We start from the raw sequence: 18,374 nt of genomic DNA, 5'->3' as shown, positions 1-18,374 counted from the left end.
CCGCCACCCTATTGATGCTGGCTTGACGTTTTGCGGAATCGCCATGGCATTAAGTCGTCGATTTCGCTTTGGGGATGGCCGGCGATGATCGCCGTGAGCGTTTCGGCGATGTAGGCGACCGGGTTGACGTCGTTGAGCTTACAGGTCGCCACGATGGATGCGAGCAAGGCCCAGTTTTCGGCTCCGACCTCATGACCAGCGAAGAGTGCGTTTTTTCTGGTCAAGCAGATCGGCCGGATCGCGTTTTCAACCGGATTGGTGTCGAGCTCGAGCCGCCCGTCATCGAGGAAGCGCGTCAGCCCCTGCCAATGATTGAGCGCGTAGCGGATGTCATCGGCGAGCGTCGAGCCGCTGGAGATCATCGACAGCTGTTTCTCGAACCACGGCTTCAACGCCTCGACGAGGGGCAGCGAGTGTTCCTTGCGCGCGGCCAGCCTGATGTCCGGCGATGAACCGCGTGCCATGGCTTCGATGCCGTAGAGCTGTGCGATCTGCCGGACGGCGGCCTCGGCGATCGGCGATTTACTGTTGCGGGCCAATTTGACGAAGCGCCGGCGCAAATGGCTCCAGCAGTGTACGAGCGTCCAGGGTCCTTGCGGTCGAGCGACTTCGATCAGCCGATCATAGCCGTCGTAGGCATCGCATTGCAGGAAGCGTCCGGTGAAGCCGTCCAGGAACTGCTCAGCAAAGGCGCCGCTGCGACCGGGGGCATATCGGAACAGCACGATCGGCGGACTTGGGCCGCTATGGCCGCGGTCGTCGGAGACGATCGCCCAGAAGTAACCCTTCTTCGTTTGACCACGCCCCGGGATCGAGCACCGGCGCCGTGGTTTCATCCATGAACAGGCGATCCGCCGCTGCCAGATGGCAGCGCATGCGGTCGGCAACGGGCTGCAGATGGAAGCAGGCGCGACCGGACCAGTTGCCCAGTGTCGCCCGATCAAGTCGAATCCCCTGGCGCGCATAGATCTCGGCCTGACGGTAAAACGGCGTATGGTCGCCAAACTTGGAGACGATCACCTGCGCAATCGCCGCTTCGGTCGGTAGTCCACCAGGCACGACATGCTCTGGTGCGTGCGCCTGCACGACAGGGCCGGAGCAGCGGCGGCAGATGTATTTCGGGCGACGCGTGACCAGCACGCGCCATTGTGCCGGGATCACGTCAAGGCGTTTGCTGACGTCCTCGCCGATCTTCGTCATCGCGCCGCAACCGCACGCACAGAACGTGCTCGCAGGCTCGAGGATCCGCTCCACCTGCGGCAAATGGGCGGGCAAGCAGCCCCGATTGCGATGACGGTCCTGATCCGATCCAGCATGCGATCGGCCCCTGATGACCGCCGCAGCCTTCTCTTGTGCCGCGTCCAGGACGCCTTGCGCGATCTCCACGTCTTCGAGCGGCAAATGATATTGATCTGGCCGCAGCTTCTCGGACTTCGCTCCGAACTTCTCTCGGCGTAGTTCCCCGAGAATGACCTCCAACCGGCGCCGCGCTTCTTCCGACGTTGCCAGCGCCGCTTGATGTTCGCTCAATGCTGCCTGCGTTTGCGCTAAAAGTGCCTTCAGGCGTTCATTCTCGTCGCGAAGCGTCGCGGTGCTCATGCGCCATGTCGAGCACATCTGCGCCGACGGCGCCATGCCCAACTCGGCACAGAGTCATTCTGCCGCACTTATCCAGCGATCTGTGGACGCCGCGCTTCCTCCGGGCGGACCAACCGCCAATCCAGGCCCTCAAACAGCGCGGCGAACATCGCCGGCGATATCCGCATCACGCCGTCCGCAATCTTTGGCCACACGAACTTGCAACCCTCGAGGCGTTTATGCACCAGCACCAGGCCCGTTCGATCCCACACCAGAATCTTGATCCGGTCCGCCCGTTTCGACCGGAACACGAAGGCTGCACCGCTGAACGGATCGAGACCAAGCATCTCCTGCACCTTCGCAGCAAGCCCATCGTGCCCACAGCGGAAGTCGACGGGCCGCGTCGCGATGTAAATCTTCAGTTCGGAGCCGGGGACAATCATCGTGACGCCCGCACCGCGCGGATCAATCGAGACAGCTGCTCCCCATCTATCGCCGCGTCCGTCCGCACGACGACGTCGCCAATCGCAATCTCGAGCTTGACTGCCGGAACGTGACGCTCCTCTAACGGCCCGTCCACGACCAGCGGCGCGAACGGCGGCTGCGGAGCCTCGCACGACGGTAATTCGCCGCGCTGTCGGAAGCGTCGTCGCCAATCGTAAATTTGCCAGCGCGTCGCTCCGTGCTTGCGCGCTACCTCCGCCACCTGAGCGCCGGGCAGCAGACTTTCGCCGACGATCCGAGCCCACTCGGCATCTGAACGCACACGACGCCCGGACGGCCCCTCAAGCACTTCAAGCCGGCTGACTGCTCCAGACCCAACTGTTGAGCTGTCCAAATGGGCGTCTTTTTTGCCGTCCAATCCCATCCCAAACCTCCGTTCAAGCCGGAGGCTTCTTCGCACATCTAATCCAATCCCGGAGCCAGGGTATTGGCTGAGCGCTTACGCAAGATCGAAGGTCAGGCCGTGCTCGAGAACGCCTTCGCCCTCCCGCTCAGCCGGGCCTCGCAGATCCGCTCGCAGCAGCAGCGCCAGCGCGGCTGGAAGCTCTATTCCTTTCACGCCCCGGAGGTGGAGTGCATCGGCAAGGGTAAAGCAGCCGCGCCTTACGGGTTCGGTGTCAAAGCCTCCATCGTCACCAACAACCGCCGTGCTCCCGGTGGCCTGTTCGTGCCGCACGCCAGGGCGCTACCCGATAACCCGTACGACGGTCACACCTTGCGGGACGTCATCGACCATACCGAGACACTCACCGGCTGCGCGATCGAGCGGGCCTATGTCGACAAAGGATACCGCGGCCACGACGCACAAAATCCCCGCCGAATCTTCATCGCTGGGCAGAAGCACGGCGTCTTCGGTGTCATCAAGCGCGAGCTTCGGCGCCGCTCCGCCATCGAACCCGTCATCGGACACTGAAGGCCGATGGTCACCTTGGCCGCTGCGTCATCCTCTCCGCCGTCGGCCACAACTTCCGCCGCATCCTCGCCTGGCTCAGGAAGCTCTTGCGCTTTATCCCGATCGTCCTGTTCGCAAACCCAATCGTGCTCAACCCCGCTTGTTAACGGACGACTACCGACCGGGAGCGGTATCAGTCAGCGCTTCCGCTCTGCGTCGGCGTTAGACCAAGCGCGCGCGCGGGTTGTAGGCGGCGACCTGCAGCGTGCGGGCAATCGGCCATAAGAGCTTCCTGGGGCCCCGACGTCCCGATATAGCTCCACCGTCGCTTGAGTAAAGGTCCCGTCAGCCGCCGATGGCGAATGTCGGGGCCTTGACTTGCTCCGTCGGGATCGATCTCCCTTCCTTTTCATATCGGCGTTCTCTGAAGCGCTTGTCGAAATTCCGTATGCCCTCGCGCTCGTGCCGCTCGCGCCAAATGCGCATCCACCGTCCCTTGTGGTGCTGACAAGTCGGTGGCACAAGGTCAAATGCCAGCATCATCGCCAGCCAGCTGCCGTTGATGCAGATCTTGCATCCGCCCGGTGCAAAGTCCTCGCAGCGGCCGGATACGCCGCGCATCGGAGCGATCGCCTGCAGGTGGGGCGGCTGTTGTGCTCCGACGGCTAGCGAAAGGGCAGCGACGTAGGAAATACCTGCGCGAGTGGTCGAATGGGCGGCGGGCAGGACTGGTGCGACCGGGCCGTCGGAGTATGGGCCCTCTCTGCTCGTCGACTTTACGGGGAAGTGGCGGCTCCGACGAGTGACCGACTTCTACTACGAGGGGCGAGATGCGTATCCCCGGTAGGTGAAGTAACTGCTCTCGTGCGCATGCGACCTGCGATCATCCTTTTCGGTACGGATAGAAACTTGCGACAGTGGAATACTTTCCCGCAGCGGCCGGTAGACAGAAACTGGCCGCGAGCGGACGTCATCCTTGAGCCGATCAGGATGTTGTGCACCCGGCGAACTCTCGTCTAATTTCATCCTCGTAGCATGGCGCATCATCCACCTGCTCCTGCTGCGCTTTGGGTCGGAATTTAGCCGGTTTGGCAAGCTTGGAATTTCCACTGAACGAATGACGGGAAAATTGTGAGCTCGGCAGAGCTACTCTCTACAAGAAATGATGTTTCGGGCAGGAAGCCCGCGTGTTGTTGTAGCGGGAGTGCACATCTGGTGATCCGTCGGCCGCGCGTTGACGCAGTAGGAAGAAACTGGTTCGCAAGCGACCAGCCGCTGTAGCAGATCCGCCGGCGGCCATGAGGAGTACATCACATCTCGCCGCGACGTTCGCGCAGGGCAGCGCATCGGGCCGCGGCTATTTCGAGCTCTTCAGTTGCTTAACTTGTGAATACAAGATCGATTGTTCCTCCCGCCTCTCGCATCGTGGGCTTGTTCGCGCTCGGCACACTCTGAGGTTTCTGCCTGTCTTTTGACCGCGACCTCAGGTCGACCGAAGGCTCTCCCCTCCGGAAAACGTTTCGGTCTGCAAAGAGCTCGTCCGTCATGAGACGCCTTTTCAAAACGGCAGAACCTCGCGAGCGCGCGTGCCGTTAACAAATGCGAACCTAGACTCGAGACTTTCAAACGCTATTCCGGCTTGAGAGGAAAGCGCGAAACCGCTTCCTATCTATAGATCGGAAATCTTTCCGTCAGCTCAGCTACCTGTGATCGTATCTTTTCTTCCATCGCCGGCGCTTCGCCCGTATTCGAGACCGAAATGGCATCGAGCACGTCAGCAATGAGCTTGCCGATGGTGCTGAACTCAAACACACCAAAGCCGCGCGAAGTTGCCGCTGCAGTACCGAGCCGAATTCCTGAAGTGACGGTCGGTTTCTCTTGGTCGAACGGGATTCCGTTCTTGTTGCAAGTAATCCTAGCGCGCCCGAGTGCGATTTCTGCCGCCTTCCCCGTCAATCCCCTGGAACGCAGGTCGACCAACATCAGGTGATTTTCTGTTCCCCCCGAAACGATCGCATAGCCTCTCGCCTGGAGTTCGTTCGAAAGCGTTACAGCGTTAGCAACTACACTGCATGCGTAGTCGCGAAATTCCGGCAAAAGCGCTTCCCCAAACGCCACCGCCTTGGCCGCAATCACATGCATCAACGGGCCTCCCTGCAGACCAGGGAAAATCGCCGAGTTGATCTTCTTGTCTAAGTCCTCGTCATTGGTAAGAACAATCCCTCCCCTCGGGCCTCGCAGTGTCTTGTGCGTCGTCGACGTGACGACATGTGCATATGGGAATGGCGACGGATGGATGCCAGCTGCAACGAGGCCGGCGAAATGTGCCATGTCGACCAAGAGATAAGCGCCGACGGAATCCGCGATCTTACGAAAGGCGGCAAAATTCCAGAAGCGCGAATAGGCCGACCCGCCGGCGATGATCAACTTCGGCTTGCACTCCCGTGCAGTACGTTCAAGTGCCTCCATGTCGATCAAATGATCGTCTGGCCGCACACCGTAGGATACGACGTTGAACCATTTGCCGGACATGTTAGGCCTTGCGCCGTGCGTCAGATGACCGCCGGCTGCAAGGTCCAACCCCATGAAGGTGTCGCCAGGTTTCATCAGCGCCATGAACACGGCCTGATTGGCCTGGCTTCCCGAATTAGGCTGAACATTTGCAAATTGGCAACCAAATAACTGCTTGGCACGGTCGCAGGCGACAGTCTCGACTATGTCAACGAATTCGCAACCGCCATAATAGCGCCGACCGGGGTAACCTTCGGCATACTTATTGGTCAGAACCGATCCTTGAGCCTGAAGCACAGCGTTCGAGACGATATTCTCCGACGCGATAAGTTCGATCTCGCGCCGTTGGCGATCGAGCTCGTCTCTGATGACTGCAGCAATGAGCGGGTCGCTCTGGGCGATGTCAGCGGAGAAGAACCCGCCAAGCTTAATCTGATTCATAGGTTACTCCTTAACATTCGGCGAGATTTGCCGCGAGCCCCCCGAGCGAGGTCTCCTTGTACTTCGACTGCATGTCACGGCCGGTTTCTCGCATTGTTGCGATGACCTTATCTAGAGACACTACATGGGATCCATCGCCTTGCAGTGCGAGCGAAGCGGCGCTGATCGCCTTGATCGCGCCAAATGCATTTCGCTCGATGCAGGGCACTTGAACAAGCCCGCCGATAGGATCACAGGTCATCCCAAGATGATGCTCCATGCCGATTTCCGCAGCGTTCTCGATTTGCGCATTGCTGCCGCCAAGGACCGCCGCAAGACCGGCCGCTGCCATGGAACAGGCAACACCAACTTCGCCCTGGCAACCGACCTCGGCACCGGAGATCGACGCGTTCATCTTGAACAAAGCGCCGATCGCGGACGCTGTTAGCAAAAATTGCCGCACACCTGCAGCGTTGGCACCACGACAATGATCACGATAGTATCGCAAGGTCGCCGGCACGATCCCGGCGGCTCCATTGGTCGGCGCAGTCACCACCCTGCTTCCAGACGCGTTTTCCTCATTGACGGCAATGGCATACAAGCTAACCCAGTCGAGAATTTCGTGTTGCGCCCGATCGTTTGCCCCCGCCGACGCGGCAAGCTTATGGTACAAAGTGGGTGCCCGGCGACGGACGCCCAAGCCTCCGGGGAGCTCACCATGGGTAACCATTCCGCGCTCGATGCAGGCCATCATCACTTCCACAATCCGATCGAGCTGATGCTCGATATCCTGTGGTGCACGTGAAGCTGCTTCGTTTGCGAAGACTAGTTCGGCAATCGAGAGGCGCGACGCCGCCCCCATTTCCAGTAGGTCCTTTGCCGACCGGAAGGGATGCGGAATGGGAGTGGCAACAGTTGCAGGTGCTCGTCTGAGGTCGGATTCACGAACGACGAACCCGCCCCCCAGGGAGCACCATCGCTCCTCCTGGATCATCTCACCCTCGCGATCAAGAGCGATGAACGCCAGCGTATTTGGGTGTTGGAGCGGTGCGGCCAGGCGATCGAACGTGATAGCGGTGTCCGGGTCGAACGCGATTGAAAGTTGACCTACAAAATTCAACAGCCGGTCACGGCGCACCGACGCGACAAGGGTCTCTGCGAGATCTGGATCAATCGTCTCGGGTGAATGGCCGGCAAGCCCGAGAATGACCGCCTTGTCAGTTCCATGTCCCTTTCCGGTCCATGCGAGAGAGCCGAACAGGTTGACGCGAACCGCGTCAAGGCGCGGCAAGAGACCCGCGGCGATTATGGCTCCACTGAAGCCCGCAGCAGCCTTCATCGGGCCAACCGTGTGCGACGAAGACGGGCCAATCCCAATCTTGAACAGCTCGAAAACCGAGATCACGTTAAACCACCCCAATCGTTGATCATACTATGGCGCGAGCTCACTCCGGGCCTCGTTCAGCAATTGCCATAGATAAGGAGCAAACGAACGCCAGACATCAACATGAAAAGTGGAGGCATCCGACCGCGAGAGCACGACGGGCGCCTTGCCGATCACGGTCCGTGTACACATACCGACGGGAAATTGCACGATCGATAAATCGAGCGGACAGCCGTGATTGAGAACATATTCGGTCTTCGATCCCGAAATCGAAAAGGCTACCGAACGATGGCTGATGTCGACGAGTGAGTAGGGACAACCCGCCAGCGCGCTCTCGATGTGTGCAAACAATTCAGCTGGCGCGTCGCTGACGGCCTGCAACAGCCATTCATCCGGCCCAAGCCAGAGGGCGGACCTTGCTCCCTTGGTTGTAAAGCGGCACGCCACTTGAGGCAGCTCGACGCCAAAAGCATCGCACGCTGCTGCCACTGCCGAAGAACGTCCGCGGAAGGAGAACTTCGCGACGTCGGGAAGCACCGCGAGCATGGCATCAGGAATGACGCGCGTCTTCAATGCAAGCGGCGTCAGAACGTTTGATTGCGGCATCCGTGAATCAAGCATCGAGCCTCAAACCTTTTGGATCGTAGAAGACGGGTTGGACGACGTCGACGTCAACGGCTCCAGCGTGGGTTGGAACCGATAACCGCGTGCCGATGCGCCCCCTTCCACCGCGAATCAAGGCAAGCGCAATCGGCCTGCCAATCGCCTCGCTCTGGTAGGACGATGTCACGTGCCCGAGCATGGTCATGGGAATACGTTCATTCGGATCGGCGACCAGTTGTGCGCCTTCTTCAAGGACGGTTCTGGCATCGACGGTCAGAAGTCCAACAAGTTGCTTGCGATCGTCTCGCGTCATTGCCGCCCTTACGAGCGAGCGCTTGCCGACGAAGTCCTTCTTGGTCTTACCGACCGCCCAACTCAACCCGACATCGTCAGGCGTTACCGTGCCGTCGGTCTCCTGCCCGACGATGATGTAGCCTTTCTCGGCGCGAAGAACATGCATCGTCTCGGTCCCGTAAGGCGTGATGCCATAATTCTGTCCCTCCGCCATGATCGACTCCCACACCGCCAAGGCGTATCCGCTGGGCACATTGACTTCGAAACCCAGTTCGCCCGTAAACGAGACCCGGAACAGCCGGGCCGGGACACCGCAGATCCAGCCTTCGCGTACGCTCATATGAGGCATCGCTTCGGCGGAGAGATCGATTCCCTTGACGAGCGGCGCCAGCACCTTGCGCGCATTGGGCCCCTGGACCGCGGTCACCGCCCATTGCTCGGTCGTCGAGGTCAGCCAGACCTCGAGATCAGGCCATTCGGTTTGCAGGTAGTCTTCCATAATGTTCAGAACACGAGCCGCCCCGCCGGTGGTCGTTGTCACATGGAAGCGATCCGGCGCAAGACGACCAATGACGCCGTCATCAAAGATGAAGCCGTCCTCGCGTAGCATGACGCCATAACGGAGCCGGCCGGGCTCAAGCTTGTCCCACCCGTTGGCGTACATGCGGTTCATGAATGTGGCAGCGTCCTTGCCGACGATCTCGATCTTGCCAAGCGTTGAGGCATCAAAGATGCCGACCGACTGCCGCGTCACCCGACATTCGCGCGCAACAGCAGCATGCATCGTTTCACCGGGCTTCGGGAAGTAATGAGCGCGCTTCCACAGGCCGACGTCTTCGAAGACGGCACCGCTTTGTTCAGCCCAGGAGTGAATCGGCGCCTTTCGCTCCGGCTCAAACAATGCGCCGCGAGACTGGCCGGCAAAGACACCAAACGTAATTGGCGTGTAAGGAGGCCGGAAGGTCGTGTGCCCAACCTGCGGAGGCGATACGTTCCGCAGTCCGGCCACGATATCTAACGCGTTCATGTTCGAGATCTTGCCCTGATCGGTTGCCATCCCCGTCGTCGTATACCGCTTGACGTGCTCGATCCCTCTGAACCCTTCCCGTACCGCCAGCGCAATGTCCTTCGTCGTGACGTCGTTCTGGAAATCGACCCACGCGCGCACCATCTGCTTTCGGCCGTTCGTCGGTGATCCGATCAAACGGCCCGATGCCACGCTGCGCGCTTCGACCGAAAACTCGTGTGAGATCGAAACGTTGCCGGCACCGGCCCGGGACGCAGCGGCCAGACCGCCTGAAAAGCCGTCATCCAGCACCGTCGCAAGATCGTAGACACCGCGGCAAGCGCCAACCGACCTTTCCCGCTCGACGGACACGTCAGGAAGGTAGGCCTGCAAACCACTGTCGTACTTGAGCTGGCCGCGCGACTGCGAGAACAGATGCACGCTCGGCGTAAACCCGCCCGACATCAGGACCAGATCGCAGTCAATCCTTCGTCGCTCAGGCTTTCCTGCATCGGTCGACACGAGTGTTGCCGAAGACACGCGCAGACGGCCGCTCGTGCTGGCGAGCGAAGTCTGTGGCAGAACGTCGATACCCTTCTCCCTAGCGAGCTCCACCCAGTATCCACTCGGGCTGCTGCGAAGATCGGCAATTGCCGCAATTACGATTCCCGCAACTTGAAGATCGAGCGCGGCGCGGTAGGCGCTGTCGCAAGCTGTAACCACAACGGCGCGGGTTCCCGTTAGCACGCCGAAGCGATTGACGTAAGTGCGAGCGGCCTCCGCCATCATGACGCCTGGCCGATCGTTGTCCGGAAACACGATCGGTCGCTCGATTGCGCCTGTCGCAAGCACGACCTCTTGCGCCCTCACTTGCCACAACCGCTCGCGAGGCAACTTGCCTCCCGCAACCAAATGATCGGAAACACGCTCATTGAGCCCGATGAGATTGTGTGGATACCAGCCAAATGCCGTCGTGCGCGCCATCAGGGTGACGTTCGGCAATGAGGCCAGTTCGGCCAGCATGGCTCTGCACCAATCGGCCGCGGGTCGCCCGTCGATTTTTGCGACGGTTTCAGCCAGAAGGGAGCCACCCATCTCCGCTTGCTCGTCACAGAGCAACACCCTTACGCCGGTTCGCGCCGCAGCGATGGCTGCCACAATCCCGGCCGGTCCGGCGCCTATGACCAGCACATCGCAATGGGCATAGATCTGTGTATAGCGATCGGAGTCGGCCTTGGTCGGAGCCCGGCCCAGACCCGCGGCCCGGCGGATCAAAGGCTCGTAGATATGCTTCCAGGCCGCCTTGGGCCACATGAATGTCTTGTAATAGAAGCCGGCCGGAAGAAATGCCGACAGGACCTCGTTCACCGCGCCGATGTCGAAAGCCAAAGCCGGCCAGCGGTTCTGACTTGCCGCGACCATACCTTCGTAGATTTCGACCTGCGTCGCCCTCAAGTTCGGGGTGTAGTGAGCCTCATCGCGTCCCACCCCCACCAGTGCGTTCGGCTCCTCGGGGCCGGCCGTCATGATGCCCCGCGGACGATGGTACTTGAACGACCGGCCTATGAGATGGACGCCGTTGGCAATCAACGCAGACGCCAGCGTGTCTCCGACAAATCCCTGATAGGACTTTCCGTCGAAAGTGAAACGGACAGGCCTGCTGCGGTCGATGCGCCCTCCTGTCGCCACACGGAATTGGGTGCTCATGACGCCGCTCCACCCTCATTGAGCGGAGAGTTCGATCCGATCACGTAGGTGTCGGCGATCTTGTCGTTGACAGTACTCCTGCGCGCATTGAAGTACCGGCCGCAGGCATGGATATGACGCCAGCGTTCGGCGTGCATTCCTCTGGGATTGCTTCGCAGATAGAGATACGCGCTCCACGCCTCATCATCGAGGCTCATTGGATCCGCGGGTCGGCTGATATGTGCTTCGCCACCATAGATGAATTCGAGCTCCGGCCTCGGACCGCAATATGGGCAATTGATCAGAAGCATGATCGCTGGATCTCTCGCTAATGAGCCACGGCAGCCGCGGCCGCCTCGTCGATCAGGAATCCGTCCCGGAATCGCTCGATCGTGAATGGGGCATTGATTGGATGCGGCTCGTCCTTTGCGATGGTCCACGCGAACAGATCGCCCGACCCCGGTGTCGCCTTGAAACCGCCAGTTCCCCACCCGCAATTGATAAAGAGACCCGGTATTGGCGTCTTGGCAATGATCGGCGATCGATCAGGCGTGACGTCGACGATACCGCCCCAGTTTCGGAGCATGCGCAGCCTGCGGAACATCGGCACCAATTCGCAGACGGCATCCAGCGTGTGATTGGCGATGTGAAGACCGCCTCGCTGCGTGTACGAGATGTACGCGTCAGTACCGGCACCAATGACGAGCTCGCCCTTATCAGATTGCGAGAGGTAGGCATGAATCGTGTTCGACATCACGACGCACGGGAACACGGGCTTGACCGGCTCAGACACCAGCGCTTGCAACGGAAAACTTTCGAGCGGCAGGCGTAAGCCCGCCATACGGGCGACGACACTGCTGTTGCCTGCGGCTACGATGGCGACCTTCTTCGCTCGAATCGAACCGCACGTCGTCTCGACGCCCTCGGCGCCGCCAGACGGTCCACGGCGAATGCCCGTGACTTCGCAGTTCTCAATGAGATCGACCCCTAGGGCGTCAGCCGCTCGCGCGTACCCCCAAGCCACCGCATCGTGTCGCGCGGTCCCGCCCTTGCGCTGCAGTGCACCGCCCAGGATCGGGTAGCGCATGGAGCCGCCTACGTTGAGCGGTGGACAGAACGCCTTGCATTGCTCCGGCGAGAGCCATTCGTTCTCGACACCGTTCAGCCGATTGGAATGGACATGACGCTTGAAGACCTGGACATCGTGAATGTTGTGCGCGAGCATCAATACGCCGCGCGGAGAAAACATCACGTTGTAATTCAGCTCTGCCGATAGGCCATCCCACAGATTTAGCGCGTGGTCATAGAGCCTCGCACTCTCGTCGAACAGATAGTTCGATCGGATGATCGTGGTATTTCGTGCGGTGTTGCCGCCTCCAAGCCATCCCTTCTCGACGACCGCGACATTGGTTATCCGGTGTTTCTTGGCAAGATAAAACGCCGTGGCGAGCCCATGGCCGCCTCCTCCGATGATGACAACATCATATGCAGGCTTGGGATCGGGCGAACGCCATTGGGCCTGCCAGTGGAGTTGGCCCGTAGATCCTCCGCGCAAGAGAGAGAATATTGAGAATCGTTGCATCTGGCGTGTTCCTCGCAGCAAAGCTACCGTGTGCCTCTCCGGCATACAGGCATAAGAGCGCCAACAAACTTGGATATTGGCGACACAGCAACAGGACGCCGATTCCGCCTTTGCGGAGCGATTTGATGAGATACAACACCAAGTCCTTCTGCCGCGCCGTGGGTAAATGCCGCACAAATCCAAGAGTATTGGCACGCTCATGCTGGTCAGCATGGCCAGAGCACCTTTATCCTCGAAGGAGGTTATCCTGAGGAATTGTCTATCCGATCAACAGGCGCACTGCTGAGGAGCGCATTGATAGCCATGTTCGGCCATCGCTTTGACAACACTATTTTCATAAAGGATTGGTCGTACACGCCCGGCATGGGCTTCTTCCTCACGAAACGCAGTTCGGCCAGAGGTTTGCCATCGACGTCGATCTACACGCCGACCAGCTTGATGCGGTCCGCTCTGACAATATCAATGATACATAGACTACTCAGAGGTTGTGACCCTAGTGACAAAGTCATTTGCCGGTTCGAGACGTTCCTTGCTCGAGCCACTGGCTGCGGCGATCGCGGAGGAATTACTTCAAGCGTATGCTAGATTGGATGCCGTAACGGTAACGGTGCATAACCCTCACGCGCCCATTGCCGCGAAGACTTTGATGATGTTGGCGTTTGGACAACGCGCAGACGGCAGCCGTCGACATGAAGCCCATGACGGGCTGACACTTCTTGATTCGGGCCGGCAATTAGAAGTACGGCCGGCGCTCGCGTTGCAAGAAGCCCCCTGGATCGCTCTTAATCTCTCGAATCATCTCACCTCCATTGTTCCCGTCAGACGATGTAATCAACGGCTGCTGGATGAGCCTCCAATCTGACGCTGATAATCCAATGGAGCCAAACCGCGCGGCGGGACTTCCTGCCTGCTTGTCCTGCCAACCGTGAATAAGGGCCTTCATGGAAGCGATGCCGTTACGGCGGGCAATCGAAGGCGCGCAGCCAAACGCCCCTCGAAAGATTCGATTGAAGTGGGAAATATCTGAAAAGCCGCTCTCAGTCGCAATCGATGTGATGGATTTATCCGACTCTGCAAGAAGCCAGAGGCCGTAAAAAATGCGCAGATCGCGTGAGAATCCTTGGATGCTCCTTCCCGTGGCATTTCGAAAGAGCCGCTCGAGCTGTCGTTTCGACAGACCAACCTTGGTGGCTATCTCACGCGTCTTGGGCGGCGTACTCAGGTTTTGCTCAATGACCAGCATGGCGCGTCGAACCCGAGTGTCGTCGACTGTCGCCATGCTTGGTGGTTGAGGCTGCGCGTGGGCCGCAAGGCGGGCCTTGTCGGTGATCATGATATGCAGGCTCTTTTGGGCGCGACCCGGCCCCAAGTGCCGTTCGACCATCCAAGCCGCAAGATCGAGCGCTGCAAGTCCGCCAGCACAGGTGATGAACTTGCCGTCTTGGATAAATAGTTGGTCCCCAACAGGAGTGATATCGGCGTAACGCTCAACAAAATCTGGAAAATGATACCAGCTCACGCAGCACTTGCGCCCCCGCAAAAGCTGCGCCTCGGCTAATGCAAAGCTTCCAGTGCACACGCCCGCAATCGATACGCCACGAGCGGCTGCCTGGCGAAGGAACTGCAACGTCTTGGAATGATAGATGAGGCCGCGATCCAGCAATCCGCCGACGACCACGATGTAGTCGAACCGTTCTGGCCGGTCGAACGTCTCCCAAGGCGCCACATGCAAGCCACAACTTGCCGATATCGGCTTAAGATCCGGCGCGAGAATGCTCCAGGAGCAGCGTTCGGGACGACTTCGGTCCCCCTCATCTGCGGCCAACCGCAACAGATCGATGATCGAGGAGAAGGCGATCAAAGTAAAGCTCGGCAATAAGACAAACCCGACTGCGAGCTTGCGGCACGGAAGCTTGCCGGAGGCTGAACCCGTCTTGATCTTGGCGTCAGCCATACAATTCCACGGTCTGTTTGGGCGATCACCGGATCGGACGCAAGTGTGCACCATTACCTTGAGCGAAGTCTTTGTCTAGTCCAGTGAATACCACCGAAGCGTATAACGCCGAAGTTCTCCTTCACAAAAGGCGGGGGCAATGTGAGCTAGGGTTCATATTAGGCGCGAAGCTTGGCTTTACGATGAATGCGACGGCATCAAACTGAGCAGCGCAACGCCAGCTGCGGCCACTCTACCTGAGACAAGTATAATTTCGCATGAAACCCTCTCGATTGCACCCAACGCAGAACAGCAGCCGCTGTGTTGCGCCAATACATCATTACTTGAATCCGATGCCTTTTTCCTGCTCTTGCTTGGAAACAGCGCACGTTTTCAGCATGTTCCCCACATAATTCGTTGGCTTGCCGCGCAGACAGAGAAATGCGTCTTCACTAGCGCAGTCCAGCCCACTTCGAGAATCTGTGTTGCCTACGACCACATTTAGCCGCCGAACGCGGTATCCACGAAATACCGTTTTCAAGCGGCGCTGACGGTTTTTGAGGGAACCGTTGTGATGGCCTGCGTGAGGAGGCCCCCGCTCTGGCCGCCCTCCGACCATCAACGACGATCAGGTCGCTGCTGTGAGCGAGTGGACTTTGCGCGCGACGCCGGCCGATGCGACGCACTGGTCGATCCGCTCGATGGCCGCGGATCGAGTCCGCCCAATTTTGGATGGCGCTCGATCTGCCGCCACACCGCAGAGAGATACAATCTTTTCGAGTGATCCGCCGTTCATCGGTAAGGCGCGATATGGTCGACCTTTACATGTAGCCGCCAGCCTAGACCCTGTCCTCAGCACGAAAGAGAAAGTCAGATCCGAGCACTTGATCGCCAGCAGCCAGTCTTGTCGATGATGAGTACGGGGAGGTCGCACGCACGGAGATGTGCGGCATGACACACCAAGCTTCTTGGGGCACTCGATATTGCGTCAGGGCCACCTGGCGATCGGGTTCTTGAAATTCCTCAAACATATCGATGGTCAGGTCCCCAAAGGCTCGACGTTCATATCGCCACGGACAACTGCGCCATTCACAAGACACTGAAGGATCCAGGCGTGGTTCACCCGACGGCTGCATTATCATTTCCACTTTACGCCGACTTCGGCGTCATGATTAATCAGGCCGACGCTGATTTGTCGAACTCACCAGAAAGCGGATCGGTACGACTTTGCCGGACCGAGCACTTTCTCAGCGATTGCCCCCTTAAACGTTACTCCTGGGCTGACGGCGAATGCAGGAAATCATAATCTCGCGCAGCTAACGCTTGATGTGGAATTTGCTCGAGTCAGCGCGACGATCAACACTGCTGACAAGCGCATGACGGGGAACGCGGCAGACTCGGAGGCAAACGTCGCCTGTGACCATCCAAGCAGAGCGGCCAGCGTCTGTCCGGTCTGGCGGCTGTCATCGTCGATCGCTTGGGTACCGAGAATGATCAGGATTGGCTGCTCTTCTTGCAATCTTCTTCGGGATCTTGGCGACCGCCTCCGGTTCGACATTGCCGTCGGTTATCGGAAGGATGCCGGAACCAGCGCCCATGGCGAGACCGGTGCGGATTGTCTCCAACGCCTGCGTCGGACCAATGAAGACCACAGGACCTCGGTGGTCTTGCCAGCCTTCTTCAGGCGCAGCGCTTCCTCGATCGCGATTTCATTGAATGGTTCATTGACACCTTGTGTTGGCGAGTTCAACGCCTGATCCATTGCCCTTGACCTGGACGCTGTAATCGACCACCCGCTTTGTCGGCACTAAGACCTTCAGCGAGGTAGGAAATCCTTTGTCCATTTCACACGTGGTGCCAACATGCGACACGAACCGTCAGGTGTTACGGATGCCGCGCAACCGCTCTGAACGCCGCCGCAGCAGTTCGACCGTGGTCAGTATGGCGACAGCGAACAGAATCAGCACAGTCGAAGCGGCAACAATGGTCGGACTCATCTGTTCGCGAATGCCGGAAAACAGGGCCTTCGGCAAGGTACGCTGTTCCGGGCTGGCGACGAAAAGAGCGATCACCAACTCGTCGAAGGAGGTGAGAAAGGCGAACAGCGAACCGGAGATTATGCCTGGAAGTATGAGCGGCAGGATGACTTTGAAGAAGATCGTGATCGGCAACGCGCCCAGTCCGGCGGCTGCGCGGGTCAGCGAGCGGTCGAAACCCGTCAAGCTTGCGGTAACGGTAACGACCACGAACGGAGTGGCCAGCGTGGTGTGCGCCAGGATCAGCCCGGCATAGGTATTGAGCAGCCCGACCTCGGCATAGAAGAAATACACGGCCACGGCTGTGATTACAACTGGGACGATAATGGGAGAGATCAGCAGGCTCATCACCGCCGTGCGCCAAGGGAAGTTCGGGCGGCTGAGCCCGAGCGCGGCAAGCGTGCCCAGAACGGTTGACAGCAGCGTGACCGATAGGGCGACGAAGATCGAGTTGTGCAACGCGCCTTGCCACCGGCTGGTCAAAAAGAACTCCTCATACCAGCGCAGCGACAGCCCGGACATCGGATAGGTGAAGAAGGGCACCGAATTGAATGAGAGTGGGATAATCGCGAGGATCGGCGCGATCAGAAACAGCAGCACTGCCCCGCAGATCAGCCGGTGCAGATAGTACCAGCACTTCTCCGTCAGAGAGGCATAGGCGGAAGCGGCCATCTTTCTAGCCCATCTTGATCTGGTCGACGCCGACCAGCTTGTTGTAGACATAGTAGAGCAACAGGGTCACGATGAGCAGGATGGCACCAAGGGCCGAGGCCATGCCCCAGTTGAATTCTTCGTTCGTGTAGAGGGCGACAAAGTAGCTGACCATCTGGTCGCTCGGCCCCCCGACGAGCGCGGGCGTGACGTAGTAGCCTAGGCACAGAATGAAGGTCAGCAGGCAGCCGGCGCCGATCCCCGGCAGTGTCTGGGGGAAGTAGACTTTCCAGAAGGCGTAGAATGGGCTGGCGCCGAGCGAGCGGGCGGCGCGGACATGGCTGGACGAGATCGTCTTCATTACGCTGTAGATCGGTAACAGCGTGAAGGGCAGCTGGATATGGGTCATCGCCACCACCGTGCCCACACGGTTGAAGATGAGTTCCGCGGGTTGCGATAAGATATGTAGCGCCATCAACATCTCGTTTATGACGCCATGCTCCTGCAGGAGCACAACCCAAGCGGTAGTACGCACCAGCACCGAGGTCCAGAATGGCAGCACGACCATGATCAACAGCAAGTTGCTGGTCCTGACCGGCAATGTCGCCAAAAGATAGGCGAGCGGAAAGCCCAGCAGCAGAGTCGCGGCGGTCACGCCGATGCTGATGCCAAGCGTGCGCAGGAATGTGTCGCGGAAGATCGCGTTCTCCGGCGGTGATGCGACGATCTGGCTGTCGGGGCCATACTGGTAATCGACTGAACGCAGTAGGTAATAGGCCGTATAGGCAGAGCTTCCGCGCTTCAGCAGGCTCCAGACGGCGTGCTGGCCCCAGAGTGGATTGATCTCGATCAGTGCCGCCTTGTAGGGACCGGCGGGAAGCTCGCTCACCTTTCGGGCGCTCGACATCACCTGGCTGGCAGCGCCAGGCAGTTCGTAGTTCATCCGATGGCCGATCACGCCCGCGGTCTTCTGCGCCCAGGCCTGCTTGAGGTCTCCGGCGAGAGCGGCATAGGCGCGCTCGTCGGGTAGGTCCTTGCCATCCCAAGCCCTTAGCGCTGACATGGTTTGCGGCATCAGCGCCAGCAGCGTATTGTCATGGATCGCACTGAACATCATCCGGCCGATCGGCAAGACAAAGGCGATCAGGATGAACAGCAGGAGCGGCAGGACGAGGGTGAAAGCTCTTAGCTTGCCGCGGCGCTCGACGCGCTGTAGCCTGATTCGCAGCGGCATTCCGTCAAGACGGTCTGCGATTTGGACGGCCATCGACTCCTCTCTCAGATCCTCACTGCG

12 protein-coding genes and 4 pseudogenes are annotated in these 18,374 nt (G+C 59.3%); 2 read left to right on the top strand and 14 right to left on the bottom strand.

Features of this window, described 5'->3' with window-relative positions; all coding sequences use genetic code 11:
* Positions 1-8 precede the first annotated feature (8 nt).
* The 3 genes and pseudogenes from tnpC to ACVIIV_RS15660 all read right to left on the bottom strand — a co-directional run bounded on the left by tnpC (position 9) and on the right by ACVIIV_RS15660 (position 2,446).
* Positions 9-1,599, bottom strand: a pseudogene (tnpC, locus tag ACVIIV_RS15670) (IS66 family transposase).
* Between the two features lie 68 nt (positions 1,600-1,667).
* Complete coding sequence (gene tnpB, locus ACVIIV_RS15665; protein ID WP_128930932.1) at positions 1,668-2,021, bottom strand: IS66 family insertion sequence element accessory protein TnpB; 354 nt, start codon at positions 2,019-2,021, stop codon at positions 1,668-1,670.
* Complete coding sequence (locus ACVIIV_RS15660) at positions 2,018-2,446, bottom strand: transposase (RefSeq protein WP_128930931.1); 429 nt, start codon at positions 2,444-2,446, stop codon at positions 2,018-2,020. Before ACVIIV_RS15660 ends, tnpB begins: the two co-directional genes overlap by 4 nt.
* Positions 2,447-2,521: 75 nt before the next feature.
* Between ACVIIV_RS15660 and ACVIIV_RS15655 the strand changes: the two are divergent.
* Positions 2,522-3,141, top strand: a pseudogene (locus ACVIIV_RS15655) (IS5/IS1182 family transposase); the annotation flags it as partial.
* 178 nt (positions 3,142-3,319) lie between these two features.
* Here ACVIIV_RS15655 and ACVIIV_RS15650 read toward each other — a convergent pair.
* The 7 genes from ACVIIV_RS15650 to ACVIIV_RS15620 all read right to left on the bottom strand — a co-directional run bounded on the left by ACVIIV_RS15650 (position 3,320) and on the right by ACVIIV_RS15620 (position 12,460).
* A complete protein-coding gene (locus ACVIIV_RS15650) occupies positions 3,320-3,667 on the bottom strand; it encodes a CocE/NonD family hydrolase (protein ID WP_456748738.1) in 348 nt (115 codons plus the stop codon).
* Positions 3,668-4,639: 972 nt separating this feature from the next.
* Positions 4,640-5,926 carry a serine hydroxymethyltransferase gene (gene glyA, locus ACVIIV_RS15645; protein ID WP_456744973.1) on the bottom strand — a complete coding sequence of 429 codons (1,287 nt, stop codon included), beginning with the start codon at positions 5,924-5,926 and terminating at the stop codon, positions 4,640-4,642.
* Between the two features lie 10 nt (positions 5,927-5,936).
* Positions 5,937-7,310 (bottom strand): L-serine ammonia-lyase, encoded by a 1,374-nt coding sequence (locus tag ACVIIV_RS15640; protein ID WP_456744972.1) that lies wholly within the window; start codon positions 7,308-7,310, stop codon positions 5,937-5,939.
* A 27-nt stretch (positions 7,311-7,337) separates the two neighbouring features.
* Positions 7,338-7,910, bottom strand: a complete 573-nt coding sequence (locus ACVIIV_RS15635) for a sarcosine oxidase subunit gamma (RefSeq protein ID WP_456744971.1) — start codon at positions 7,908-7,910, stop codon at positions 7,338-7,340.
* Entirely contained in the window at positions 7,903-10,899 is a 2,997-nt protein-coding gene (locus ACVIIV_RS15630) for a sarcosine oxidase subunit alpha (protein WP_456744970.1), read from the bottom strand. Before ACVIIV_RS15630 ends, ACVIIV_RS15635 begins: the two co-directional genes overlap by 8 nt.
* Positions 10,896-11,189 (bottom strand): sarcosine oxidase subunit delta, encoded by a 294-nt coding sequence (locus tag ACVIIV_RS15625; RefSeq protein ID WP_456744969.1) that lies wholly within the window; start codon positions 11,187-11,189, stop codon positions 10,896-10,898. The genes ACVIIV_RS15630 and ACVIIV_RS15625 overlap by 4 nt, the downstream gene beginning before the upstream one ends.
* 17 nt (positions 11,190-11,206) lie before the next feature.
* Entirely contained in the window at positions 11,207-12,460 is a 1,254-nt protein-coding gene (locus ACVIIV_RS15620) for a sarcosine oxidase subunit beta family protein (RefSeq protein WP_456744968.1), read from the bottom strand.
* 344 nt (positions 12,461-12,804) lie between these two features.
* On the opposite strand from ACVIIV_RS15620, the pseudogene folB reads away from it, so the two are divergent.
* Positions 12,805-13,153, top strand: a pseudogene (folB, locus tag ACVIIV_RS15615) (dihydroneopterin aldolase).
* Between the two features lie 40 nt (positions 13,154-13,193).
* Here the strand turns inward: folB and ACVIIV_RS15610 are convergent.
* The 4 genes and pseudogenes from ACVIIV_RS15610 to ACVIIV_RS15595 all read right to left on the bottom strand — a co-directional run bounded on the left by ACVIIV_RS15610 (position 13,194) and on the right by ACVIIV_RS15595 (position 18,347).
* Entirely contained in the window at positions 13,194-14,414 is a 1,221-nt protein-coding gene (locus tag ACVIIV_RS15610) for a GlxA family transcriptional regulator (protein ID WP_456744967.1), read from the bottom strand.
* Positions 14,415-15,789: 1,375 nt separating this feature from the next.
* Positions 15,790-16,213: pseudogene (locus ACVIIV_RS15605) on the bottom strand (electron transfer flavoprotein subunit beta/FixA family protein); the annotation flags it as partial.
* A 57-nt stretch (positions 16,214-16,270) separates the two neighbouring features.
* Positions 16,271-17,101 carry an ABC transporter permease gene (locus ACVIIV_RS15600; protein ID WP_456744966.1) on the bottom strand — a complete coding sequence of 277 codons (831 nt, stop codon included), beginning with the start codon at positions 17,099-17,101 and terminating at the stop codon, positions 16,271-16,273.
* Positions 17,102-17,105: 4 nt separating this feature from the next.
* A complete protein-coding gene (locus ACVIIV_RS15595; protein WP_456744965.1) occupies positions 17,106-18,347 on the bottom strand; it encodes an ABC transporter permease in 1,242 nt (413 codons plus the stop codon).
* Positions 18,348-18,374: the final 27 nt, after the last annotated feature.

It is taken from the genome of Bradyrhizobium sp. USDA 4354 (genome assembly GCF_054060315.1).
Note: the sequence above shows the minus strand (reverse complement) of the source record. Positions and strands in the feature narration are given on the sequence as shown.